The organism is Streptomyces tibetensis (genome assembly GCF_040647715.1).
GTDB classification, from domain to species: domain Bacteria; phylum Actinomycetota; class Actinomycetes; order Streptomycetales; family Streptomycetaceae; genus Streptomyces; species Streptomyces tibetensis_A.
Genome location: NZ_JBEZCR010000006.1, coordinates 87,038 through 104,645 on the forward strand (window position 1 = coordinate 87,038; position 17,608 = coordinate 104,645).

14 protein-coding genes are annotated in these 17,608 nt (G+C 72.8%); 3 read left to right on the forward strand and 11 right to left on the reverse strand.

Annotated features, from left to right (window positions below):
* Positions 1-45: 45 nt before the first annotated feature.
* Positions 46-609 (forward strand): Repetin, encoded by a 564-nt coding sequence (locus AB0B29_RS17480; protein WP_362240165.1) that lies wholly within the window; start codon positions 46-48, stop codon positions 607-609.
* Here AB0B29_RS17480 and AB0B29_RS17485 read toward each other — a convergent pair.
* From AB0B29_RS17485 to rpe, 7 genes are all read right to left on the reverse strand, one after another.
* Positions 578-1,774 (reverse strand): MFS transporter, encoded by a 1,197-nt coding sequence (locus tag AB0B29_RS17485; protein ID WP_362240167.1) that lies wholly within the window; start codon positions 1,772-1,774, stop codon positions 578-580. The two genes, AB0B29_RS17480 and AB0B29_RS17485, sit on opposite strands and share 32 nt — an antisense overlap.
* A 136-nt stretch (positions 1,775-1,910) precedes the next feature.
* Positions 1,911-2,363, reverse strand: coding sequence for an Lrp/AsnC family transcriptional regulator (locus AB0B29_RS17490; protein ID WP_104778814.1), 453 nt, complete (start codon positions 2,361-2,363; stop codon positions 1,911-1,913).
* A gap of 10 nt (positions 2,364-2,373) precedes the next feature.
* Positions 2,374-3,843 carry an amino acid permease gene (locus tag AB0B29_RS17495; protein ID WP_362240170.1) on the reverse strand — a complete coding sequence of 490 codons (1,470 nt, stop codon included), beginning with the start codon at positions 3,841-3,843 and terminating at the stop codon, positions 2,374-2,376.
* A gap of 386 nt (positions 3,844-4,229) precedes the next feature.
* Positions 4,230-5,672 (reverse strand): GuaB1 family IMP dehydrogenase-related protein, encoded by a 1,443-nt coding sequence (locus AB0B29_RS17500; protein ID WP_362240172.1) that lies wholly within the window; start codon positions 5,670-5,672, stop codon positions 4,230-4,232.
* A 108-nt stretch (positions 5,673-5,780) separates the two neighbouring features.
* The gene (locus tag AB0B29_RS17505; protein WP_362240175.1) at positions 5,781-6,152 is read right to left on the reverse strand and encodes a barstar family protein; all 372 of its coding nucleotides are present in this window, start codon (positions 6,150-6,152) and stop codon (positions 5,781-5,783) included.
* Positions 6,153-6,155: 3 nt separating this feature from the next.
* Positions 6,156-7,199 carry a sugar-binding transcriptional regulator gene (locus AB0B29_RS17510; RefSeq protein ID WP_362240178.1) on the reverse strand — a complete coding sequence of 348 codons (1,044 nt, stop codon included), beginning with the start codon at positions 7,197-7,199 and terminating at the stop codon, positions 6,156-6,158.
* Positions 7,200-7,277: 78 nt separating this feature from the next.
* A complete protein-coding gene (rpe, locus tag AB0B29_RS17515) occupies positions 7,278-7,964 on the reverse strand; it encodes a ribulose-phosphate 3-epimerase (RefSeq protein WP_362240181.1) in 687 nt (228 codons plus the stop codon).
* 140 nt (positions 7,965-8,104) lie between these two features.
* Between rpe and AB0B29_RS17520 the strand changes: the two genes are divergently transcribed.
* Positions 8,105-10,246 carry an MMPL family transporter gene (locus AB0B29_RS17520; protein ID WP_362240183.1) on the forward strand — a complete coding sequence of 714 codons (2,142 nt, stop codon included), beginning with the start codon at positions 8,105-8,107 and terminating at the stop codon, positions 10,244-10,246.
* Here the strand turns inward: AB0B29_RS17520 and AB0B29_RS17525 are convergent.
* Both AB0B29_RS17525 and fmt read right to left on the reverse strand, forming a co-directional pair.
* Positions 10,227-11,645 (reverse strand): RsmB/NOP family class I SAM-dependent RNA methyltransferase, encoded by a 1,419-nt coding sequence (locus AB0B29_RS17525; protein WP_362240186.1) that lies wholly within the window; start codon positions 11,643-11,645, stop codon positions 10,227-10,229. The genes AB0B29_RS17520 and AB0B29_RS17525 overlap by 20 nt on opposite strands.
* A gap of 222 nt (positions 11,646-11,867) precedes the next feature.
* Positions 11,868-12,800, reverse strand: a complete 933-nt coding sequence (fmt, locus tag AB0B29_RS17530) for a methionyl-tRNA formyltransferase (protein ID WP_362240188.1) — start codon at positions 12,798-12,800, stop codon at positions 11,868-11,870.
* Positions 12,801-13,137: 337 nt separating this feature from the next.
* Between fmt and AB0B29_RS17535 the strand changes: the two genes are divergently transcribed.
* On the forward strand, positions 13,138-13,683 hold the full coding sequence (locus AB0B29_RS17535) for a hypothetical protein (protein ID WP_362240190.1): 546 nt from the start codon (positions 13,138-13,140) through the stop codon (positions 13,681-13,683).
* Positions 13,684-14,014: 331 nt separating this feature from the next.
* Here AB0B29_RS17535 and AB0B29_RS17540 read toward each other — a convergent pair whose 3' ends face one another.
* Together AB0B29_RS17540 and metK are read right to left on the reverse strand one after the other, a co-directional pair.
* The gene (locus AB0B29_RS17540) at positions 14,015-16,180 is read right to left on the reverse strand and encodes a primosomal protein N' (protein ID WP_362240192.1); all 2,166 of its coding nucleotides are present in this window, start codon (positions 16,178-16,180) and stop codon (positions 14,015-14,017) included.
* A gap of 105 nt (positions 16,181-16,285) precedes the next feature.
* Positions 16,286-17,494 (reverse strand): methionine adenosyltransferase, encoded by a 1,209-nt coding sequence (gene metK, locus AB0B29_RS17545; protein WP_362240195.1) that lies wholly within the window; start codon positions 17,492-17,494, stop codon positions 16,286-16,288.
* Positions 17,495-17,608: the final 114 nt, after the last annotated feature.

The following is a 17,608-nucleotide window of genomic DNA, read 5'->3' on the forward strand; positions in this document are numbered from 1 at the left end:
GCCGGAAGAGTGAGGGCCGTCCACACGACCTGCGGAAGGAACGCAATGAAGCGCCGTACGAAGATCGTCGTGCTCGGCTCCGCTCTGCTCCTCACGGCCGGGGCGGCCTCGGCCGCGACCGCGTCGGACGCGCCCCGGGAACGTGCGACCGTGTCGGAACCCCGTCAGCGGGAGGCCGCGGCCCTCACCGGCACCGCCAAGCTGTACCGCTCGGACGGGGACGACATCACGTTCTCGTTCGACGCACACCTGGCGGCCGAGGACACCGCCGATCCGATGCAGGCGACCGGCACCCTGGAGTTCAGCCACTACCTGAACGGCAAGGGTGCCTGGGCGAAGGCGAGGGTCGACTGCCTGGTGACCGGCGGCAAGGTCGCCGTCGTCTCCGGCGTCGTCACCGAGTCCGACCTCCCGGGCGCCGAGGGCAGGCGGGTCGGCGTCACCGTCCACGACCTCGGACGCCACGACCGGCTCGGCTACAGCTGGCTGGCGTCGGGCAGTCCTGCCGAAGGCAACGAGCCGCCGAAGTGCGCGAGCGCCGCCCCCTTCGAGAAGGTGAAGAAGGGGCCGGGCGACTTCACGGTCGTGCCGTGGCAACCCGAGCTCTAGCCAGGGCCAGGGCCGTCACCAGGTAGGGGATCGCCAGCACCGCGAAGACGGTGCTGTGCGCCATGCCGGTCCCGAGCAGCGCGTACCCGCCGAACGTGGCGACCGTGGCCAGCTCGGTTCCGAGGCTCGCCACGGAGGTGAGCGTGGCCCGGCGGGAGTCGTCGATGCGGTGCTGGAGCCGGACGTCGGCCAGTACCTCTGCCAGCTGGAACCCTGCGAAGGCGAGGCCCAGGAGGAGGACTCCGGTCAGCGAGCGGGCCAGGGCTCCCGCCGCGAGGGCGAGGGCGGCGCCCGCGAGCAGCACCGCGAGCCCCGTCGTGCCGAGGCGCTCGGCCGGGCCTGTGAGGAGGCTGCCGACGGTGACGCCCGCCCAGACCAGCATGACCAGGTAGGGCACCGTCGCCTCGGCGAAGCCGATCTCCCGGATCAGCAGTGGGGTGTACTCGTCGAGTGCGCCCCACACGGCGGCCACGGCCGGGATCAGCAGCACGGCGCCGCGTACCGCACGGTCCCCGCGGACCTCGGCGAACCCGGCCCGCACCCCCGTCGTCCAGCCGTCGCCGGAGGTCGCGGGGCGCACCCGGTGCTCCGGGAACCGGGTCGCGGTGACGGCGGCCAGTACACAGGCCAGGACACTCAGGGCACCGACGGCCGGGTAGCCGCCCCGGGCGAGGACCGGCCCGGCCAGGCCGGTGGAGGCCACCGTGCCCATCAGCCGCGCGGCCCGGGCCCGGCCCATGACGCGCGCGTACCGGTCGGCGGCGCCGAGCCGGTCCAGCTCGTCGTAGACCAGCGCTTCCAGCGCTCCGGAGCCGAGGGCGCCGCCCGCGCCCCACAGGACGAAGCCGGCCGCGAAGGCCGCGTACGACGGGACGGCCACCCACAGCGCGAAGCCGGCGGCGGTCAGCAGCGGGCCGACCCACAGCAGCCTGCGCCGCGACATGGCGTCGGCCCAGGCTCCGGAGGGCACCTCGAGCACCACACCGGTGACGGACCACAGGGCGAACAGGGAGGAGATCTGCCAGAGCGACATGCCGGTGTCGGCGAAGAGCAGCGCGTACACCGGGTAGAGCAGGACGAAGTCGTCGAGGAACGCGTAGCCGTACAGCGTGCGCGTCAGACGGCGGACGCCGGTGGTGGGCACCCGCGGGGGTGTGGGTGTCATGAGGCCTTCCCGGAAGGACGGATCGGACGCCGCAGGTACGGCGGCCGAGGCGGTCCTCGGGAGGCACGGCTGGTGGATCAATGTCGCCAGGTCATGACACCCAGGTTAGAGGTGTCGCGTGTGCCGGGCGACGCAGTTACGTGGGCGAACCCGACGAGAAGCGCCGCAGCAGCGGCGAGAGCACGAGCACGGACTTGGTCCGCTCGACGAACGGCTCCCCGGCGATCCGTTCCAGGACCCGTTCGAAGTGCCGCATGTCGGAGGCGAAGACCTGGGCGATCGCGTCCGCGTCCCCGGTGACGGTGGACGCGGCCACGACCTCCTGGTAGCGCTCCAGGCCCCGCTGGATGGTCTCCGGGGAGGTGTTCCCGCGGCAGTAGATCTCGACGAACCCCTCGGTCTCCCAGCCGAGGGCGCCCGGGTCCACGCGTACGGTGAAGCCGGTGATGGCTCCGGTGGCCCGCAGCCGGTCCACGCGCCGTTTCACGGCGGGCGCGGACAGGCCGACGAGCGAGCCGATGTCGGCGTAGGAGCGGCGGGCGTCCTCGGCGAGGGCGTGCACGATGCGTTCGTCGAGATCGTTCAGCACAGTGGGTCGTTCACTTCTCGGATGGCGCGAGTCGGGATCGGCGGTAGCCGTACAGGAAGTAGAACACAAGCCCGGCAGCCATCCAGACACCGAAGACCACCCAGGTCACGGTGGACAGGCTGCCCATCATCCAGAGGCAGAAGGCGAAGCCCAGCGCGGGCAGGACCGGGGAGAGCGGCACCCGGAAGGTGCGCGGCATGTCCGGCTTGGTCCGGCGCAGCACGACGACGGCCACGTTGACCAGCGCGAAGGCGAACAGGGTGCCGATGCTGGTGGCGTCGGCGAGCTGCCCCAGCGGGATCGCGGCGGCCAGGACCCCGCAGAACAGCGACACGATCAGGGTGTTGGCGCGGGGGGCGCCGGTCTTGGGGTGGACCCTGGCGAACACCTTGGGCACCAGACCGTCGCGGGACATGGCGAACAGGATGCGGGTCTGGCCGTACAGCACGGTCAGCACGACGCTCGCGATGGCGATGACGGCGCAGAACGCCAGCAGGGTGCCCCAGAACGTCTGCCCGGTGACCTCGCGCATGATCTGGGCGAGGGCGGCCTCGGAGTCGGTGAAGCCCTTCCAGGGCTTGGCCCCCACGGCGACGGCGGCGACGAGGACGTACAGCGCGGTGACGATGACCAGCGACAGCATGATCGCGCGGGGCAGGTCGCGCTGGGCGTTCTTGGCCTCCTCACCGGCGGTGGAGGCGGCGTCGAAGCCGATGTAGGAGAAGAACAGCGTGGCACCGGCGGCGCTGACGCCCGCCATGCCGAGCGGCATGAAGTTCTCGTAGTTGCCGGAGCGGAAGCCCTGGACGCCGATGGCGCAGAACATCACCAGGGCGGCGATCTTCACGACGACCATGACGGTGTTGGCGCGGGCGGACTCGCGGGCGCCGCCCAGCAGGAACGCCATCGCGAGCAGGACGACGATCAGCGCCGGCAGGTTGAACACGCCGCCGTCGCCGGGCGGGGCGGACAGGGCGGCCGGGATGGTGACGCCGATGGTCCCGTCGAGCAGTTCGTTGAGGTACTCGCCCCAGCCGACGGCGACGGCGGCCACCGACACGCCGTACTCCAGGACCAGGCACCAGCCGCATATCCAGGCGATCAGCTCGCCCATCGTTGCGTACGCATACGAGTACGAGGAGCCCGAGACCGGGATGGTGCCGGCCAGCTCGGCGTAGGACAGGGCCGAGAACAGGGCGGTGAGACCGGCGATCACGAAGGAGAGGGTGACGGCCGGGCCCGCCTTGGGGACAGCCTCGCCGAGGACGACGAAGATGCCGGTGCCGAGCGTGGCACCGATGCTGATCATGGTCAGCTGCCACAGCCCGAGGGTGCGGCGCAGTGACCCGCCCTCGCCCTGGCCACCCTCCGCCACCAGGCGTTCCACCGGCTTGCGGCGCATGAGGCGCGCGCCGACGCCGGGGGGTGCGGAGGCCGCCGTGGGGCCTGGGTTCTGCGGGGGTGCGCCTTGGTCGAGCACGCGCTGGCTCCTTCTCGCTGCCGGTGAGGGCGGCGGGGACCACGGGCACCCGGGAAACAGGGACCCACCGAGCGGAGTCCCCGCCACGCCACGTACGAGGCGACAGCCTACGAGCATCGGCGTTGCTGGTGAAATGCAGCAACCTTGCGCATACGTGCAAGATCATTGCGTTACCGGAGGATGGGCGGGTGTTCGTTGCGGGGCGGCTGTCGAGTGTTGCATCAGGAGTCGTCAGAGGGCCTTCACGAGGAACACGCGGGACGGACCGCCTCGGTCCTGCACTCGGCGATCTCCATGCGCCGGCGGTGGGGTCCGCGTACGCGAAACGGCCCCCGTTCTTCCCGCGGGGCGGGTCGACGGGGGCCGTTGAAAGGGACGTCCAGGCGTCAGCTCCAGCTGGCGTGCAGAGGCTTGCCCTCCGCGTAGCCGGCGGCGCTCTGGATGCCGACGACGGCCTTCTCGGCGAACTCCTCCAGGGAGCCGGCGCCGGCGTAGGTGCAGGAGGAGCGGACGCCCGCGATGATCGAGTCGATCAGGTCCTCGACGCCCGGGCGGGCCGGGTCGAGGAACATCCGGGAGGTGGAGATGCCCTCCTCGAACAGCGCCTTGCGGGCGCGGTCGTACGCCGACTCCTCCGAGGTACGGTTGCGCACGGCCCGGGCGGAGGCCATGCCGAAGGACTCCTTGTAGGCGCGGCCCTGGGCGTCGTGCTGCAGGTCGCCCGGGGACTCGTAGGTGCCGGCGAACCAGGAGCCGACCATCACGTTGGACGCGCCGGCCGCGAGGGCCATGGCCACGTCACGGGGGTGGCGGACACCACCGTCGGCCCACACGTGCTTGCCGTACTTCTTCGCCTCGGCGGCGCACTCCAGAACGGCGGAGAACTGCGGCCTGCCGACGCCGGTCATCATGCGCGTGGTGCACATGGCGCCGGGGCCCACACCGACCTTGACGATGTCCGCGCCGGCCTCGATCAGGTCGCGCACGCCCGCGGCGGCGACCACGTTGCCCGCGACGATCGGGACCTGCGGGTCGAGGTCGCGCACCAGCTTCAGGGCGCTGATCATCGACTCCTGGTGGCCGTGCGCGGTGTCGATGACGAGCGCGTCGACGCCGGCGTCCAGCAGCTGCTTGGCCTTGCCGGCGACGTCGCCGTTGATGCCGACGGCGGCGGCGATGCGCAGCCGGCCCTGCGCGTCGGTGGCCGGCTGGTAGAGCGTGGCGCGCAGGGCGCCCTTGCGGGTCAGGATGCCGGCGAGCGTGCCGTCCCCGTTGACCGCGGGGGCGTAGCGGCGGTTGGCGTGGTCGAGGGTGTTGAAGGCCTCGCCCGGGTCCATGTCCGCGTCGATGAGCAGCAGGTCCCGGGACATGACCTCGGCGAGCTGCGTGAAGCGGTCCACGCCGGACAGGTCGGCGTCGGTGACCACGCCGACCGGCTTGTGCTCGCCGTCGACGACCACACCGGCGTTGTGCGCCCGCTTGGGCAGCAGGGCCAGCGCGTCGGCGACCGTCTGGTGCGGCGACAGGATGATCGGGGTGTCCAGCACCAGGTGCCGGCTCTTCACCCAGGAGACGACGTCGATGACCACGTCGTTGGGGATGTCCTGGGGTATCACCACGAGGCCGCCGCGGCGGGCCACGGTCTCGGCCATGCGGCGGCCGGCGATGGCGGTCATGTTGGCGACGACGAGCGGGATGGTGGTGCCCGTGCCGTCCGGGGAGCTGAGGTCGACGGCCTGCCGCGAGCTCACCGAGGAGCGGCTCGGCACCATGAAGACGTCGTCGTACGTCAGGTCGTACCCAGGCTGGATGTCATTGAGGAAACGCACGTGCTGCACATCCCAGTCGATCAGAGGTGACCCCCGGACCGGCCGGCCAGGGGGAAAGAGCACGTACTTCATTCTCCCATGCCACCCGCCCGAACGACCCCCAGCGGATCATCCAGGCTGGTCAGGGGGCGTCTCGGAGGATTCTCCAAGGCCCAGGGTCACGAACAGCCCCGGGCCCCGGTCCGTCGCCTCGGCGAAGATCTCCTCGGCGACCTGCCACTCCTCGGGCCGCGTCTCGGCGTATGTCCGCCAGCCCCGCACGACGACCAGGAGCCCCCGCTCCCCGGCCCCCTCTGGGTAGAGGGCGGGGTCGGAGAGGCAGTCGGCGAGCGCGTCCCAGTTGCGGCCGAACCAGTCGGGCAGGGCCAGGTCACGGGCGCAGCGCTCCATGAGGCCCGCCTTGTCCGTGACCCCGCCCAGATCCAGGACGAGCACGATCCGCCCGGCCGGGTCGTGCACGTCGTGCGCCTGGCCGGTCACCCGTCAGACCCCGTCCGGGTCGGACCTGTTGAGCGCGGACTTCGGCGCCGGTCCGGCCGTCATCAGGTAGTCGGCGGCCGACGTGTCCGTCACCAGGCTGGTGACGAGCCCGGACCGCAGCACCGCGTCGATCGCGGGCCCCTTGCGCTGCCCGCCCGCGATCGCGACGACCTCGGGGATCCGGCGGAGCTGGTCGGCCTTGACGGTGATGCACCGCTCGCCCAGGTCGCGGCCGACCCGGCGGCCCTCGGCGTCGAAGAGGTGCGCGGACATCTCGGCGGCGACACCGAGGGAGGCGTAGTGCGCGCGCTCCTCGTCGCTGAGCATGTCGTGCACCGTGGAGATGCCCGGCTCCCAGGAGCCGATGGAGACACAGGCGACGGTGACCTTGTCGAAGTGCTCGAAGGCCCGGGCGATTCCCGTCTGGTTGCGCAGGGCCGTGGCCGTGGCCGCGTCGGGCAGCAGCATCGGGGCGTAGATGGGGTGGGCGTCGCCGCCGGACACCTGGGCGGCGCGGCGTACGGCCTCCACCGAGCCGCGCTCGGCGGTCCCGGCGTCGTAGACACCGGTCAGCTGCACCACCGTGCAGGGCGGCAGCCGGTCCAGCGCCGCCGCCATGTGGATGGTGGAGCGGCCCCAGGCCAGGCCCAGCACATCCCCCTCGTCGACCAGTTCGCCGAGCAGGTCGGCGGCCACTTCTCCCAGGTTCTCGGGGTCGGGCGTCTCCTCGGCCTCGGCCGGGGACTCGACCACGACGGCGTGCCTGAGGCCGTAGCGGGCGCGGAGCGCGTCCGAGCGCTCGGCGTCCAGCTCGGCCGGCACACGGATCTCGATGCGTACGAGATCCCGTTCGAGAGCGGTTTCCAGGACCCGGGCCACCTTGAAGCGGCTGACGCCGAACTCCTCCGCGATCTGGATCTTGGACTTGCCCTCGAGGTAGAAGCGGCGGGCCATGGCCGCCGCCTGCACCAGCTCAGCGGGTCCCATCCGCATGGCTGACCGGCCCGCCGACATACCCGACACGGCGTTCTCCTCACTGCTGTTCACACTCTGGATTCGCCGTTCATCCTTGCAGATGTGGCGCGGTTGATCAGCCCTGATGAGAGCCGTTCACTTTGCTGTGGCTCAGTGGTTGCAGGCCCAGGTGGCCTTCGCCGTCGCCGCCTCGGCCTGGGTGCGTAGTGCACGTACCGCTTCTGCCGGGTCGTTTGCCCCGTAGACCGCCGATCCGGCCACGAACACGTCGGCCCCGGCGTCGGCGCAGCGCTCGATGGTGGAAGCGGAAACCCCGCCGTCGACCTGGAGCCAGAGCTCCAGTCCGTGCTTGCTGATCAACTCGCGGGTGCGGCGAATCTTCGGAAGCATGATGTCCAGGAAGGCCTGTCCCCCGAAGCCCGGTTCGACCGTCATGACCAGCAGCATGTCGAGCTCGGGGAGCAGGTCCTCGTACGGCTCGATGGGGGTCGCGGGCTTCAGCGCCATGGAGGCGCGGGCGCCCTTGGCGCGGATCTCCCGGGCGAGCCGGACCGGAGCCGCGGCGGCCTCGACGTGGAAGGTGACCGAACCGGCCCCCGCTTCCACGTACTGGGGCGCCCACCGATCGGGGGCCTCGATCATCAGATGGCAGTCCAGCGGGGTGTCCGTCGCGCGGGCCAGCGACTCTACGACCGGTACGCCGAGCGTGAGGTTCGGGACGAAATGGTTGTCCATGACGTCGACGTGGAGCCAGTCGGCTCCTTCCACGGCCTTCGCCTCGTCCGCGAGGCGGGCGAAGTCTGCGGACAGGATGCTGGGGTTGATCTGCGCGGCCATGTCCTAAGACTGCCATGCCCTTCGGGGGTTGCGGGCATCGGTCCCCCGTGCAACCGGTGGTACGTCGACCGCGGGCCGTCGTGGGTCGCTCGCGCAGTTCCCCGCGCCCCTCACGGGGCGCTTTCGCCGAGGGGGATGACATGAAGCAGGGCGTCGCACATCTCGTCTGCGGGCGGCGGGCCAAGTGGCTCGTGCTGGTGTTCTGGGTGGCCGTGGTGGTCGTCGCCGCGCCGCTCGCCATGAAGCTCACCGACGCTCAGGACAACGACGCGGCGTCCTGGCTGCCCGGGTCCGCCGAGTCGACACAAGTGCTGCAGATCTCCGAGGACTTCCGGCCGGAGCAGATCCCGGCCGTGGTGATCTACGCACGCGAGAGCGGCCTGACGGCGCAGGACCGGGCGCAGATCGCCGAGGACGTCCGGCAGCTGAAGCAGCTGAGCGACCACGGCATCATCGGGGACCAGACGCGGGGGCCGGTGTTCGACCGGCAGGCCGATCCGCGCGCAGCCCAGGTGTTCGTGCCGATCAAGATGGACGAGGAGGGCTGGGAGCGGATCTCACCCGCCGTGGACTCGATCCGCGACGACGTCGGCACGGGCAGCGACGGCATGAGCGTGCACATCACGGGCCCCGGCGGCACGTCCGCGGACTTCGCGGAGGCCTTCGAGGGCATCGACTCGACTCTGCTGCTCTCGGCGATGGCGGTCGTCATCGTCATGCTCCTCATCACCTACCGCAGCCTGACCCTGCTGCTGGTCCCCCTGGTGGCGGTGGTCTGCGCCCTGTTCACCGCCCAGGCGCTGATCTACCTGCTGGCCGAGCACGGCGGCCTGACGGTCAACGGCCAGAGCGCCGGCATCCTCACCGTGCTGGTCTTCGGCGCGGGCACGGACTACGCCCTGCTGCTGGTGGCCCGCTACCGGGAGGAACTGCGCCGGCACGAGGACCGGCACGAGGCGATGGCCCTGGCCCTGCACCGCGCCGGCCCGGCCGTGCTCGCCTCCGGCGCGACCGTCGTGCTGAGCATGCTGGTCCTGCTGGCCGCCGAGATGAACTCCACGAGCGGCCTGGGCCCTGTGGCCGCGATCGGTGTCGCCGTCGCCCTGGTGGCGATGATGAGCCTGTTCCCGGCGCTGCTGGTGATCTTCGGCCGGTGGATCTTCTGGCCGGTGGTGCCGCGCTACGGGACGCCCGACCCGACCGAGCGCGGCGTCTGGGCCCGCACGGGACGCCGTATCGCCCGCCGCCCGAGGATGATCTGGGCCGTGACGGCCCTCGCGCTGGCGGTCTGCTCGCTGGGACTGATCCAGCTGCGCGCGGAGGGCATCGGCAACGCGGACGCGTTCACCGGCAAACCGGACTCGATCACCGGGCAGGAGGTGTCGGCGCGCTACTTCCCGGCGGGCAGCGGCGACCCCCTGGTCATCGTCAGCAACCAGGCGCAGGCCGTGCAGGTGGGCCGCGCGGTCGCCGGGACGCCGGGCGTGGTCCCCCAGTCCCTCGGTCTGCCGCCCGGCACCAGACCGGCCTTCGAGGGCAGGGTCCTGTTCGAGGCAACCATGACCGCCCCGTCGGACAGCGAGGCAGCCAAACAGACGGTCGAGCGGGTGCGGGACGCCGTGCACGCGGTGCCGGACGCCGACGCCAGGGTGGGCGGCGGTACGGCGGCCCTGCTGGACATGGACGAGGCGACCACCCACGACAACGTGCTGATCATCCCGCTGGTGCTGGTGGTCGTCCTGCTGATCCTGTGCGGGCTGCTGCGCGCCCTGATCGCCCCGCTGCTGCTGATCGGGACGGTGATCCTGTCCTTCGCGGCGGCGCTCGGCATCAGCGCGCTCGCGTTCCGGTACGTCTTCGACTACGCGGGCGAGGCGACCGACTTCCCGCTGTTCGTCTTCGTGTTCCTGGTCGCCCTGGGCATCGACTACAACATCTTCCTGACCACGCGCATCCGCGAGGAGGCGGCCCGGCAGGGCACCAGACCGGGCGTGGTGACGGGCCTCGCCGCCACGGGCGCGGTCATCACCTCCGCCGGGCTGGTCCTGGCCGGTACCTTCGCCGCCCTCGGCACCCTCCCGATGGTCGCCTTCGCCGAGATCGGCTTCACGGTCGCCCTCGGCGTCCTCATCGACACCTTCATCGTCCGCTCGGTCCTGGTGACCTCGCTGTTCCTGGACGTCGGACCGAAGGTGTGGTGGCCGCACCGGCTGGCGCGCCAGGACGGCGGCGCACCGGACCGGGCGGCCGTGACAGCGGGGGTCAGCCGGTCCGGCGAATGAGCGCCAGGTACATCGCGTCGGTCCCGTGCAGATGCGGCCACAGCTGGACGTCGGGCCCCTCGCCCAGGTCCGGTACGCCGGGCAGCAGCGGCCGGGCGTCGACGAGGTCGGTGTCCGGGTGCTGCTTGAGCACGTCGGCGACGACGGCCCGGGTCTCGGCGAGGTGCGGCGAGCAGGTCGCGTAGCCCACGACACCGCCGACCCGCACCGACTCCAGGGCGGTGCGCAGCAGCCCCCGCTGCAGCGGCGCGAAGCCCTCCAGGTCCTCCGGGCGGCGCCGCCAGCGTGCCTCGGGGCGGCGGCGCAGGGCGCCGAGGCCCGTGCACGGCACGTCGACCAGTACCCGGTCGAAGCTGCCGGGCCGCCACGCCGGGCGCGTCCCGTCGGCGGCGATCACCTGGTACGGCCCGGGGTTGCCGTCCAGCGCCCTCGCGACGAGGCCGGCGCGATGCGTCTGCTTCTCGGAGGCGACGAGCAGGGCCCCCCGCTCGGCCGCCAGCGCGCCGAGCAGCGCCGCCTTGCCGCCGGGCCCGGCGCACCCGTCCAGCCAGCGCCGGTCGGGCCCGTCCAGGGGCGCGCCCGCGAGCGCGATCGCCACGAGCTGGCTGCCCTCGTCCTGCACACCCGCGCGTCCGTCCCGCACGGCCGCGATGGCGCCCGGCTCCCCGCCCTCGGTCAGCCGCACGGCATAGGGCGACCAACGGCCCGGCACGGCGGCGTCCTCGTCGAGCAGCTCCTGCGCGGTGGCCCGCCCGGGCCGCGCCACGAGCGTGACCTCGGGCCGCTCGTTGTCGGCGCGCAGCAGCTCCTCGACGCCGTCGCGCCCACCACCGAGGGAGTCCCACAGCGCGGACACGACCCACCGCGGGTGGGAGTGGACGACGGAGAGATGGTCCTCGGGATCCTCGTCGTAGGGGGGCGCGACCCGCTCCAGCCAGCCGTCCAGGTCGTGCTGCGCGACCTTGCGCAGCACGGCGTTGACGAACTTGGCCCGTCCGTCGCCGAGCACGACACGCGCGAGCTCGACGGTGGCGGACACCGCCGCGTGCGTCGGGATGCGCGTGCCGAGCAGCTGGTGCGCGCCGAGGCTCAGCACGTCCAGTACCGGAGGGTCGACCTCCCCGAGCGGCCGGTCCACGCAGGACGCCAGGACCGCGTCGTACGTCCCCTGCCGACGCAGCGTGCCGTACACCAGCTCGGTGGCGAGCGCGGCGTCCCGGGCGTCGAAGTCGTCGTTCTCCCGCGCCTTGCGCAGCAGCGGGGGCAGTACGAGGTTGGCGTAGGCGTCCCGCTCGTCCACGGCCCTGAGTGCCTCGTAGGCCAGGATGCGGACGGGGTCCTTCTTGGGCCGACGGTAGGGCTTGCCTGACGTGCGGGCCCGACGGGGCTGTTCGCTCACGAAAAGGTGCTCCGGTGGTGAGAAGAAGTGCGCCGTCCAGCCTACGCCGCCGGGTGCGGACAGGAACCGGCAGCGGGTGCCGGACGCGTGAGGGCCCGGCAGCAGGGTGTCGGACCGCATGAAGAGCCCGGCAGCGGAGTGCCGGACCGCGTGCGGGGCCCTGCACCGGCCCATCCCTCGGCCTGCTCGCCTCGCCGGGCCGCGTGAGGGCCCGGCCCCGGTTCACGCTCCGAGCTGCTCGCCCTCGCCGATCCGCACCCCGCGCGCCCAGTCCGCCGCCCGCATCGGCTTCTTGCCCTGGGCCTGCACCCACAGCAGCTCGACGCCGTACGAGCCGGTGCCCGCGTACACGTTGTTCTTCCCTGCGGCGATCTGCCCCGGGGCGAGGTCGGTGCGCTCGGGTACGGGAGTGACCTGGATGAGCTTGAGCCGCTCACCACGGAACGTGGTCCAGGCGCCGGGGGCCGGGGTGCAGCCCCGCACCATCCGGTCGACGCGCAGCGCGGGCGCGCTCCAGTCCAGGTGCGCGTCCTCGACGTTGACCTTCGGAGCGAGGCTGATCCCGTCGGCCGGCTGCGGTACGGCCTTCAGCGTGCCGTCCTCGATGCCGTCCATGGTGGCCGCGAGCAGCCCGGCACCGGCGAAGGCGAGCCGCGTCAGCAGGTCCCCACTGGTGTCGGTGGCCCGGATCTCCTCCGTCACCGTCCCGTACACCGGGCCGGAGTCGAGCCCCTCCTCGATCAGGAAGGTCGACGCCCCGGTGATCTCGTCGCCGGCCATGATGGCGTGCTGCACGGGTGCGGCACCGCGCCAGGCCGGCAGCAGGGAGAAGTGCAGGTTGACCCAGCCGTGCGCCGGGATGTCGAGGGCCACCCGGGGCAGCAGCGCCCCGTAGGCGACGACGGGGCAGCAGTCCGGCCCGATCTCCCGCAGCCGCTCCAGGAACTCGGGGTCCTTCGGCTTCGCGGGCTTCAGCACCTCGATCCCGGCCTCCTCCGCCCGCTCGGCGACGGGTGACGCGACGAGCCTGCGTCCGCGCCCGGCCGGCGCGTCGGGCCGCGTGACGACGGCGGCCACCTCGTGCCGCCCGGAGGCGAGCAGAGCGTCCAGAGCGGGAACGGCGACCTCGGGTGTACCGGCGAAGACGAGCTTCATGGGGTGGTGGGGGCCTCTCGGACGGGGACGACGACGGGCAACGCCCAAGTCTATGAGCCGGAACCGGAGCCAGAAACGAAACGCTGCCGACGGCGGCCCGCCCCCACGGGAGGTCCCGGCCTCTCGGCCGACGGCTACGGGCGGTGCGCGGGTGGGAGACACAGGCCGATGGCCGAAGGCCGAGGCGCACGCCCCGCCCGGACAGGCGCACGCATGTACTCCCACGCCCCCACACCGTGACCCGCGGAGCGAATCCGCGTTGGTCAAGACAGAGTTGACCACAACGGGCCGCGATCGCGGCCCATTCCCTTTCAACGCCGGTTCGAGAGGCTTGTTCATGGCCGACCACGCAACCCACGACGCCCAGGCTCGGGCCAGCCTGCACTTGCTGGTGCGGGACATCGAGCGGGTCCGCCGGCAGGTGGACGCACTGCGCACCCTGACCGCCCAGTTGGGCAACGTCTACCGCCCGCGACGCTCCGGCCCTTCCACGGGCTTCGTCGTCTACGGACGCGCCCCCGCCCCGACCGTACGTCTCGCCCAGGAGCTGCGGGACAGTGTCGAGACCCTGGTCACGGCGGCCGTGGACTTCGACCGCTCACTCGGCTTCTCGTGGGACGCGGTGGGCTCCGCGCTCGGAGTCACCAAGCAGGCGGTCCACCGCCGTTACGGTGCCCGCCGCGCCACGACCCAGTCGACCGTGCCCGAGCCCGAGCGCACACCGGAGCCGACGGGCGGCCGCACCGTCGGTGTGACGACCGGCCTGCCCCCGGTTCCGACCGTCCCCGCGGCCCGTTCCATGCCCACGCAGCCCACGGCGGGCAGCCCCGCTCTCCGCGACGAGGTCAGGCCGACGGCCTTCCCGGGCCCGCGCAACGGCTGACGCACGCGCCCCGCCCTGCCCTCTCGGACCGCTTCCGGGAGGGCGGCCGCGCATCCGGCGGGAACCCGCCGAACGACTCCCGCAGTCACCCGCAGGGCCCGCCCCTCGGATGGACGTGGGCGCCCTGGTAACCCGGCGGCAGGGGTTGTCCGCGAGGTCGATCGCGCTCACCGGGCACGGCATGGCCGCCGCAGCCAAAGTACGTCCGGCGCTCGACGCCCGGCCCCGGCAGCGCCGACCACCCCGGATGTCGGCCGGAGCGCCCGGCCCCGGCAGCGCCGACAACCCCGCTCCCCGCAGCACCTCCTCGCGCCGGTCCAAGGCGTGCCCCTCACCCGATGTCGGCCGGATCGATCCGCACCCAGACCCCCGCCCCGGCTCCCGCCCCACTGCCGCTTCCCCGGGCCATCCGTGCGGCCTGTGCGGCTTTGAGTGCGGCGGCCAGCGCGGCGCCCCTGCCCGGCGGCACCCGCAGCAGCGCCCGTTCCCACTGCTCCCCGGGCGGCGGCGCCCCTGCCCGGCGAGGCCGCCCGGGCGTGGGGACGGGCAACGGCACCGGCCCCAGCACCTCGGCTTCAGGCGGCAGTTCGGCCGCACGGAGGAATTCGGTCACCGCATCCGGCGGGCCCGACACGGCCGCCATCCGCGACACCGGCGGAAACCCCAGCTCGGCCCGCTCGGCGAGTTCCCGCACCGCGTGACCCACGGGATCCCAGCGGACGAGCGCCTGCACCGGCCGCAGTGTCGGCTCGGCCACGACCACCACCGTGCCCCCGGCCGACTGCGGCCGGACGAGGGACGCGGCCGCGATCCACCGCCGCAACGCGTCCTCCCCGGCCCGCAGATCGGGCCGCCCGAGCATGGCCCATCCGTCGAGCAGCAGCGCCGCCGCATACCCGCCCTCGGCGACGGGCTCGGCCCCGGGCGTGCTCACGACCAGCGCGGGCGCCCCCGGCACCGTGTCGAGCACGTGTTCCCGCCCTGAGGTGCGTACCGGTACGGCGGGGAAGGCCCGGCCCAGTTCCTCGGCGGTCCGCCGGGCCCCGACGACCGAGGCGCGCAGGCGGAAGGAACCGCAGTCGGGGCAGTGCCAGCCGCTCTCCTCACGCCCGCACCACCCGCAGTTCAGGGCGCCCCCGTCCGGCGCCTCCAGCGGCCCGAAGCAGTGCCGGCAGCGCGCGGGCGCCCGGCACTGGGCGCACGCCATGCGCGGCACGTACCCCCTGCGGGGCACCTGCACCAGCACCGGGCCGTGCCGCAGGCCCTCCCTGACGGCCTGCCAGGCGAGGGTCGGCAGCCGGGCCGCCCGAGCGGCCTCGTCCCGGGCGAGATCATGGTCCCCGACGGTCCGAACGAGCGGGGCGGCCCCCCGCACCTGGTCCCGGCCGGCGACGAGCGGCCGCGCCCAGCCGCTCTCGACGAGCTGGGCGGCCTCCACCGTGCAGCCCCAGCTCCCCAGCAGGAAGCCGCACTTGTCCTGGGCGGCCCTCAGCAGGAGCACCTCGCGGGCGTGGGGCTGCGGGGCGTGCTGCTCGCTGTGGCTGTCGTCGCCGTCGTCCCAGAGGGCCACCAGGCCGAGGTCCTGAACGGGCGCGAACATGGCGGCCCGGGTCCCGATCACGGCTCGCACGGAGCCGCGCCGCACCGCGAGCCACTGCGCGTAGCGCTTCTCGGGGCCGGCGTCGGCGGTGAGCACCGCGTGCCGCCCCTTCCCCAGCAGGGAGGTCAGGGCGGCGTCGACCCGTGCGACCGCCCGGCCGTCGGGCAGGACGGCGAGCGCCCCTCGCCCGGAGGCCAGCGTCGCGGCGACGGCCCGGGCCAGCTCCTCGCTCCACTGCGGCCCGGGCAGCGCGTTCCACACGGCCCGGGGCGCTCCGCCGGCCACCAGGGACTCCAGGAAGGCCGGCCCCCGCTCATAACGCTGCCAGCTTCCCGCCTCGGGCGCCGGGGGCGGTGGCTGCGGGTCGGGTGAGGGCCGCTGCTCGGCCCGTGCGTTGCGCGGCGGGACGGCGAGCTGCAGGACGTCGGCGAGGCTGCCCGCGTACCGGTCGGCGACCGCCCGGGCCAGCCCCAGCAGTTCCTCGCTCAGCACCCGCTCGGGCGACACGACCTGGGCGAGGGCGGCCAGCGGCCCGGAGTAGTCGGACTCGGTCAGCCGCTCGACGAGGAACCCGTCGATCAGTCCGCCGCCCTCGCGACGCCCATCGCGCACGCGATGCCGCCCGGCCCCGAACCGGACCCGCACGCGCACGCCCGGCTGGGCGTCCGCGTCCAGCTCCTCGGGCACGGCGTAGTCGAAGTACCGGTCGAGATGGAGCACGCCCTTGTCGACGAGGACACGCGCGACGGGCAGCTCCCTGGCGAGCGCGGCCCCCCGCCAGGTCCGCGGCTTGGCCCGGGGCGTCTTCGCCTTGCGCACACTGTCCCGGATGAGCGCGAGCTGCTCGGGCGGCGCACCCTCCGCGCCCCCGCCCGACTGTTCGTTCTCGCTGCTCACGCCTGCATTCTTACAAACCCCACTGACAACCGGGGGTTCCCGGGAGGGCATGCCCAGGACACGGCAAAGCCCGGCCCCGAGGGGCCGGGCCTCACATCCCGGGACTTACAGGCCCGCAGCCTTGCGCAGGGCGTCCACGCGGTCCGTGCGCTCCCAGGTGAAGTCGGGAAGCTCGCGGCCGAAGTGGCCGTACGCCGCGGTCTGGGAGTAGATCGGGCGGAGCAGGTCGAGGTCGCGGATGATCGCGGCCGGGCGGAGGTCGAAGACCTCGTCGATCGCCTTCTCGATCTTCTCCGTGTCGATCTTGGCGGTGCCGAAGGTCTCGACGAACAGACCCACCGGCTCGGCCTTGCCGATCGCGTACGCGACCTGGACCTCGCAGCGGGTGGCCAGACCCGCGGCGACCACGTTCTTCGCGACCCAGCGCATCGCGTACGCGGCGGAGCGGTCGACCTTGGACGGGTCCTTGCCGGAGAACGCGCCACCGCCGTGCCGGGCCATGCCGCCGTAGGTGTCGATGATGATCTTGCGGCCGGTCAGGCCGGCGTCGCCCATCGGGCCGCCGATCTCGAAGCGGCCGGTGGGGTTGACCAGGAGACGGTAGTTCTCCGTGTCGATCTTGATGCCCTCGTCCAGCAGCGCCTTCAGCTCCGGCTCGACGACGAACTCCTTGATGTCCGGAGCCAGCAGCGAGTCCAGGTCGATGTCGGAGGCGTGCTGCGAGGAGACGACGACGGTGTCCAGACGGACCGCCTTGTCGCCGTCGTACTCGATGGTGACCTGCGTCTTGCCGTCCGGGCGCAGGTAGGGGATGGTGCCGTTCTTGCGCACGTCGGACAGGCGCTTCGACAGGCGGTGGGCCAGGAAGATCGGCAGCGGCATCAGCGTCGGCGTCTCGTCCGTCGCGTAGCCGAACATCAGGCCCTGGTCGCCGGCGCCCTGCTTGTCGAGCTCGTCCTCGTCGCCCTCGACGCGCTTCTCGTAGGCCGTGTCCACACCCTGGGCGATGTCCGGGGACTGTGCGCCGATCGACACCGACACGCCGCAGGAGGCGCCGTCGAAGCCCTTCTTGCTGGAGTCGTAGCCGATCTCGAGGATCTTGTTCCGGACCAGCGTCGCGATGTCCGCGTACGTCTTGGTCGTGACCTCGCCGGCCACGTGCACCAGGCCGGTCGTGATCAGGGTCTCGACGGCGACCCGGGAGGACGGGTCCTCGCGCAGAAGCGCGTCGAGAATGGTGTCGCTGATCTGGTCAGCGATCTTGTCGGGGTGACCCTCGGTCACGGACTCCGAGGTGAAAAGGCGACGGGACACAACGCTCCCTGAGGTTGCAGCGGCTGCTGGCTGATCATTGGCGGACGGCGGGGGCTGCACCCGGCGCCGTCCGTGGAACAGTTTACGGGTCACGCTTCGGCCACGGGCCCCCTG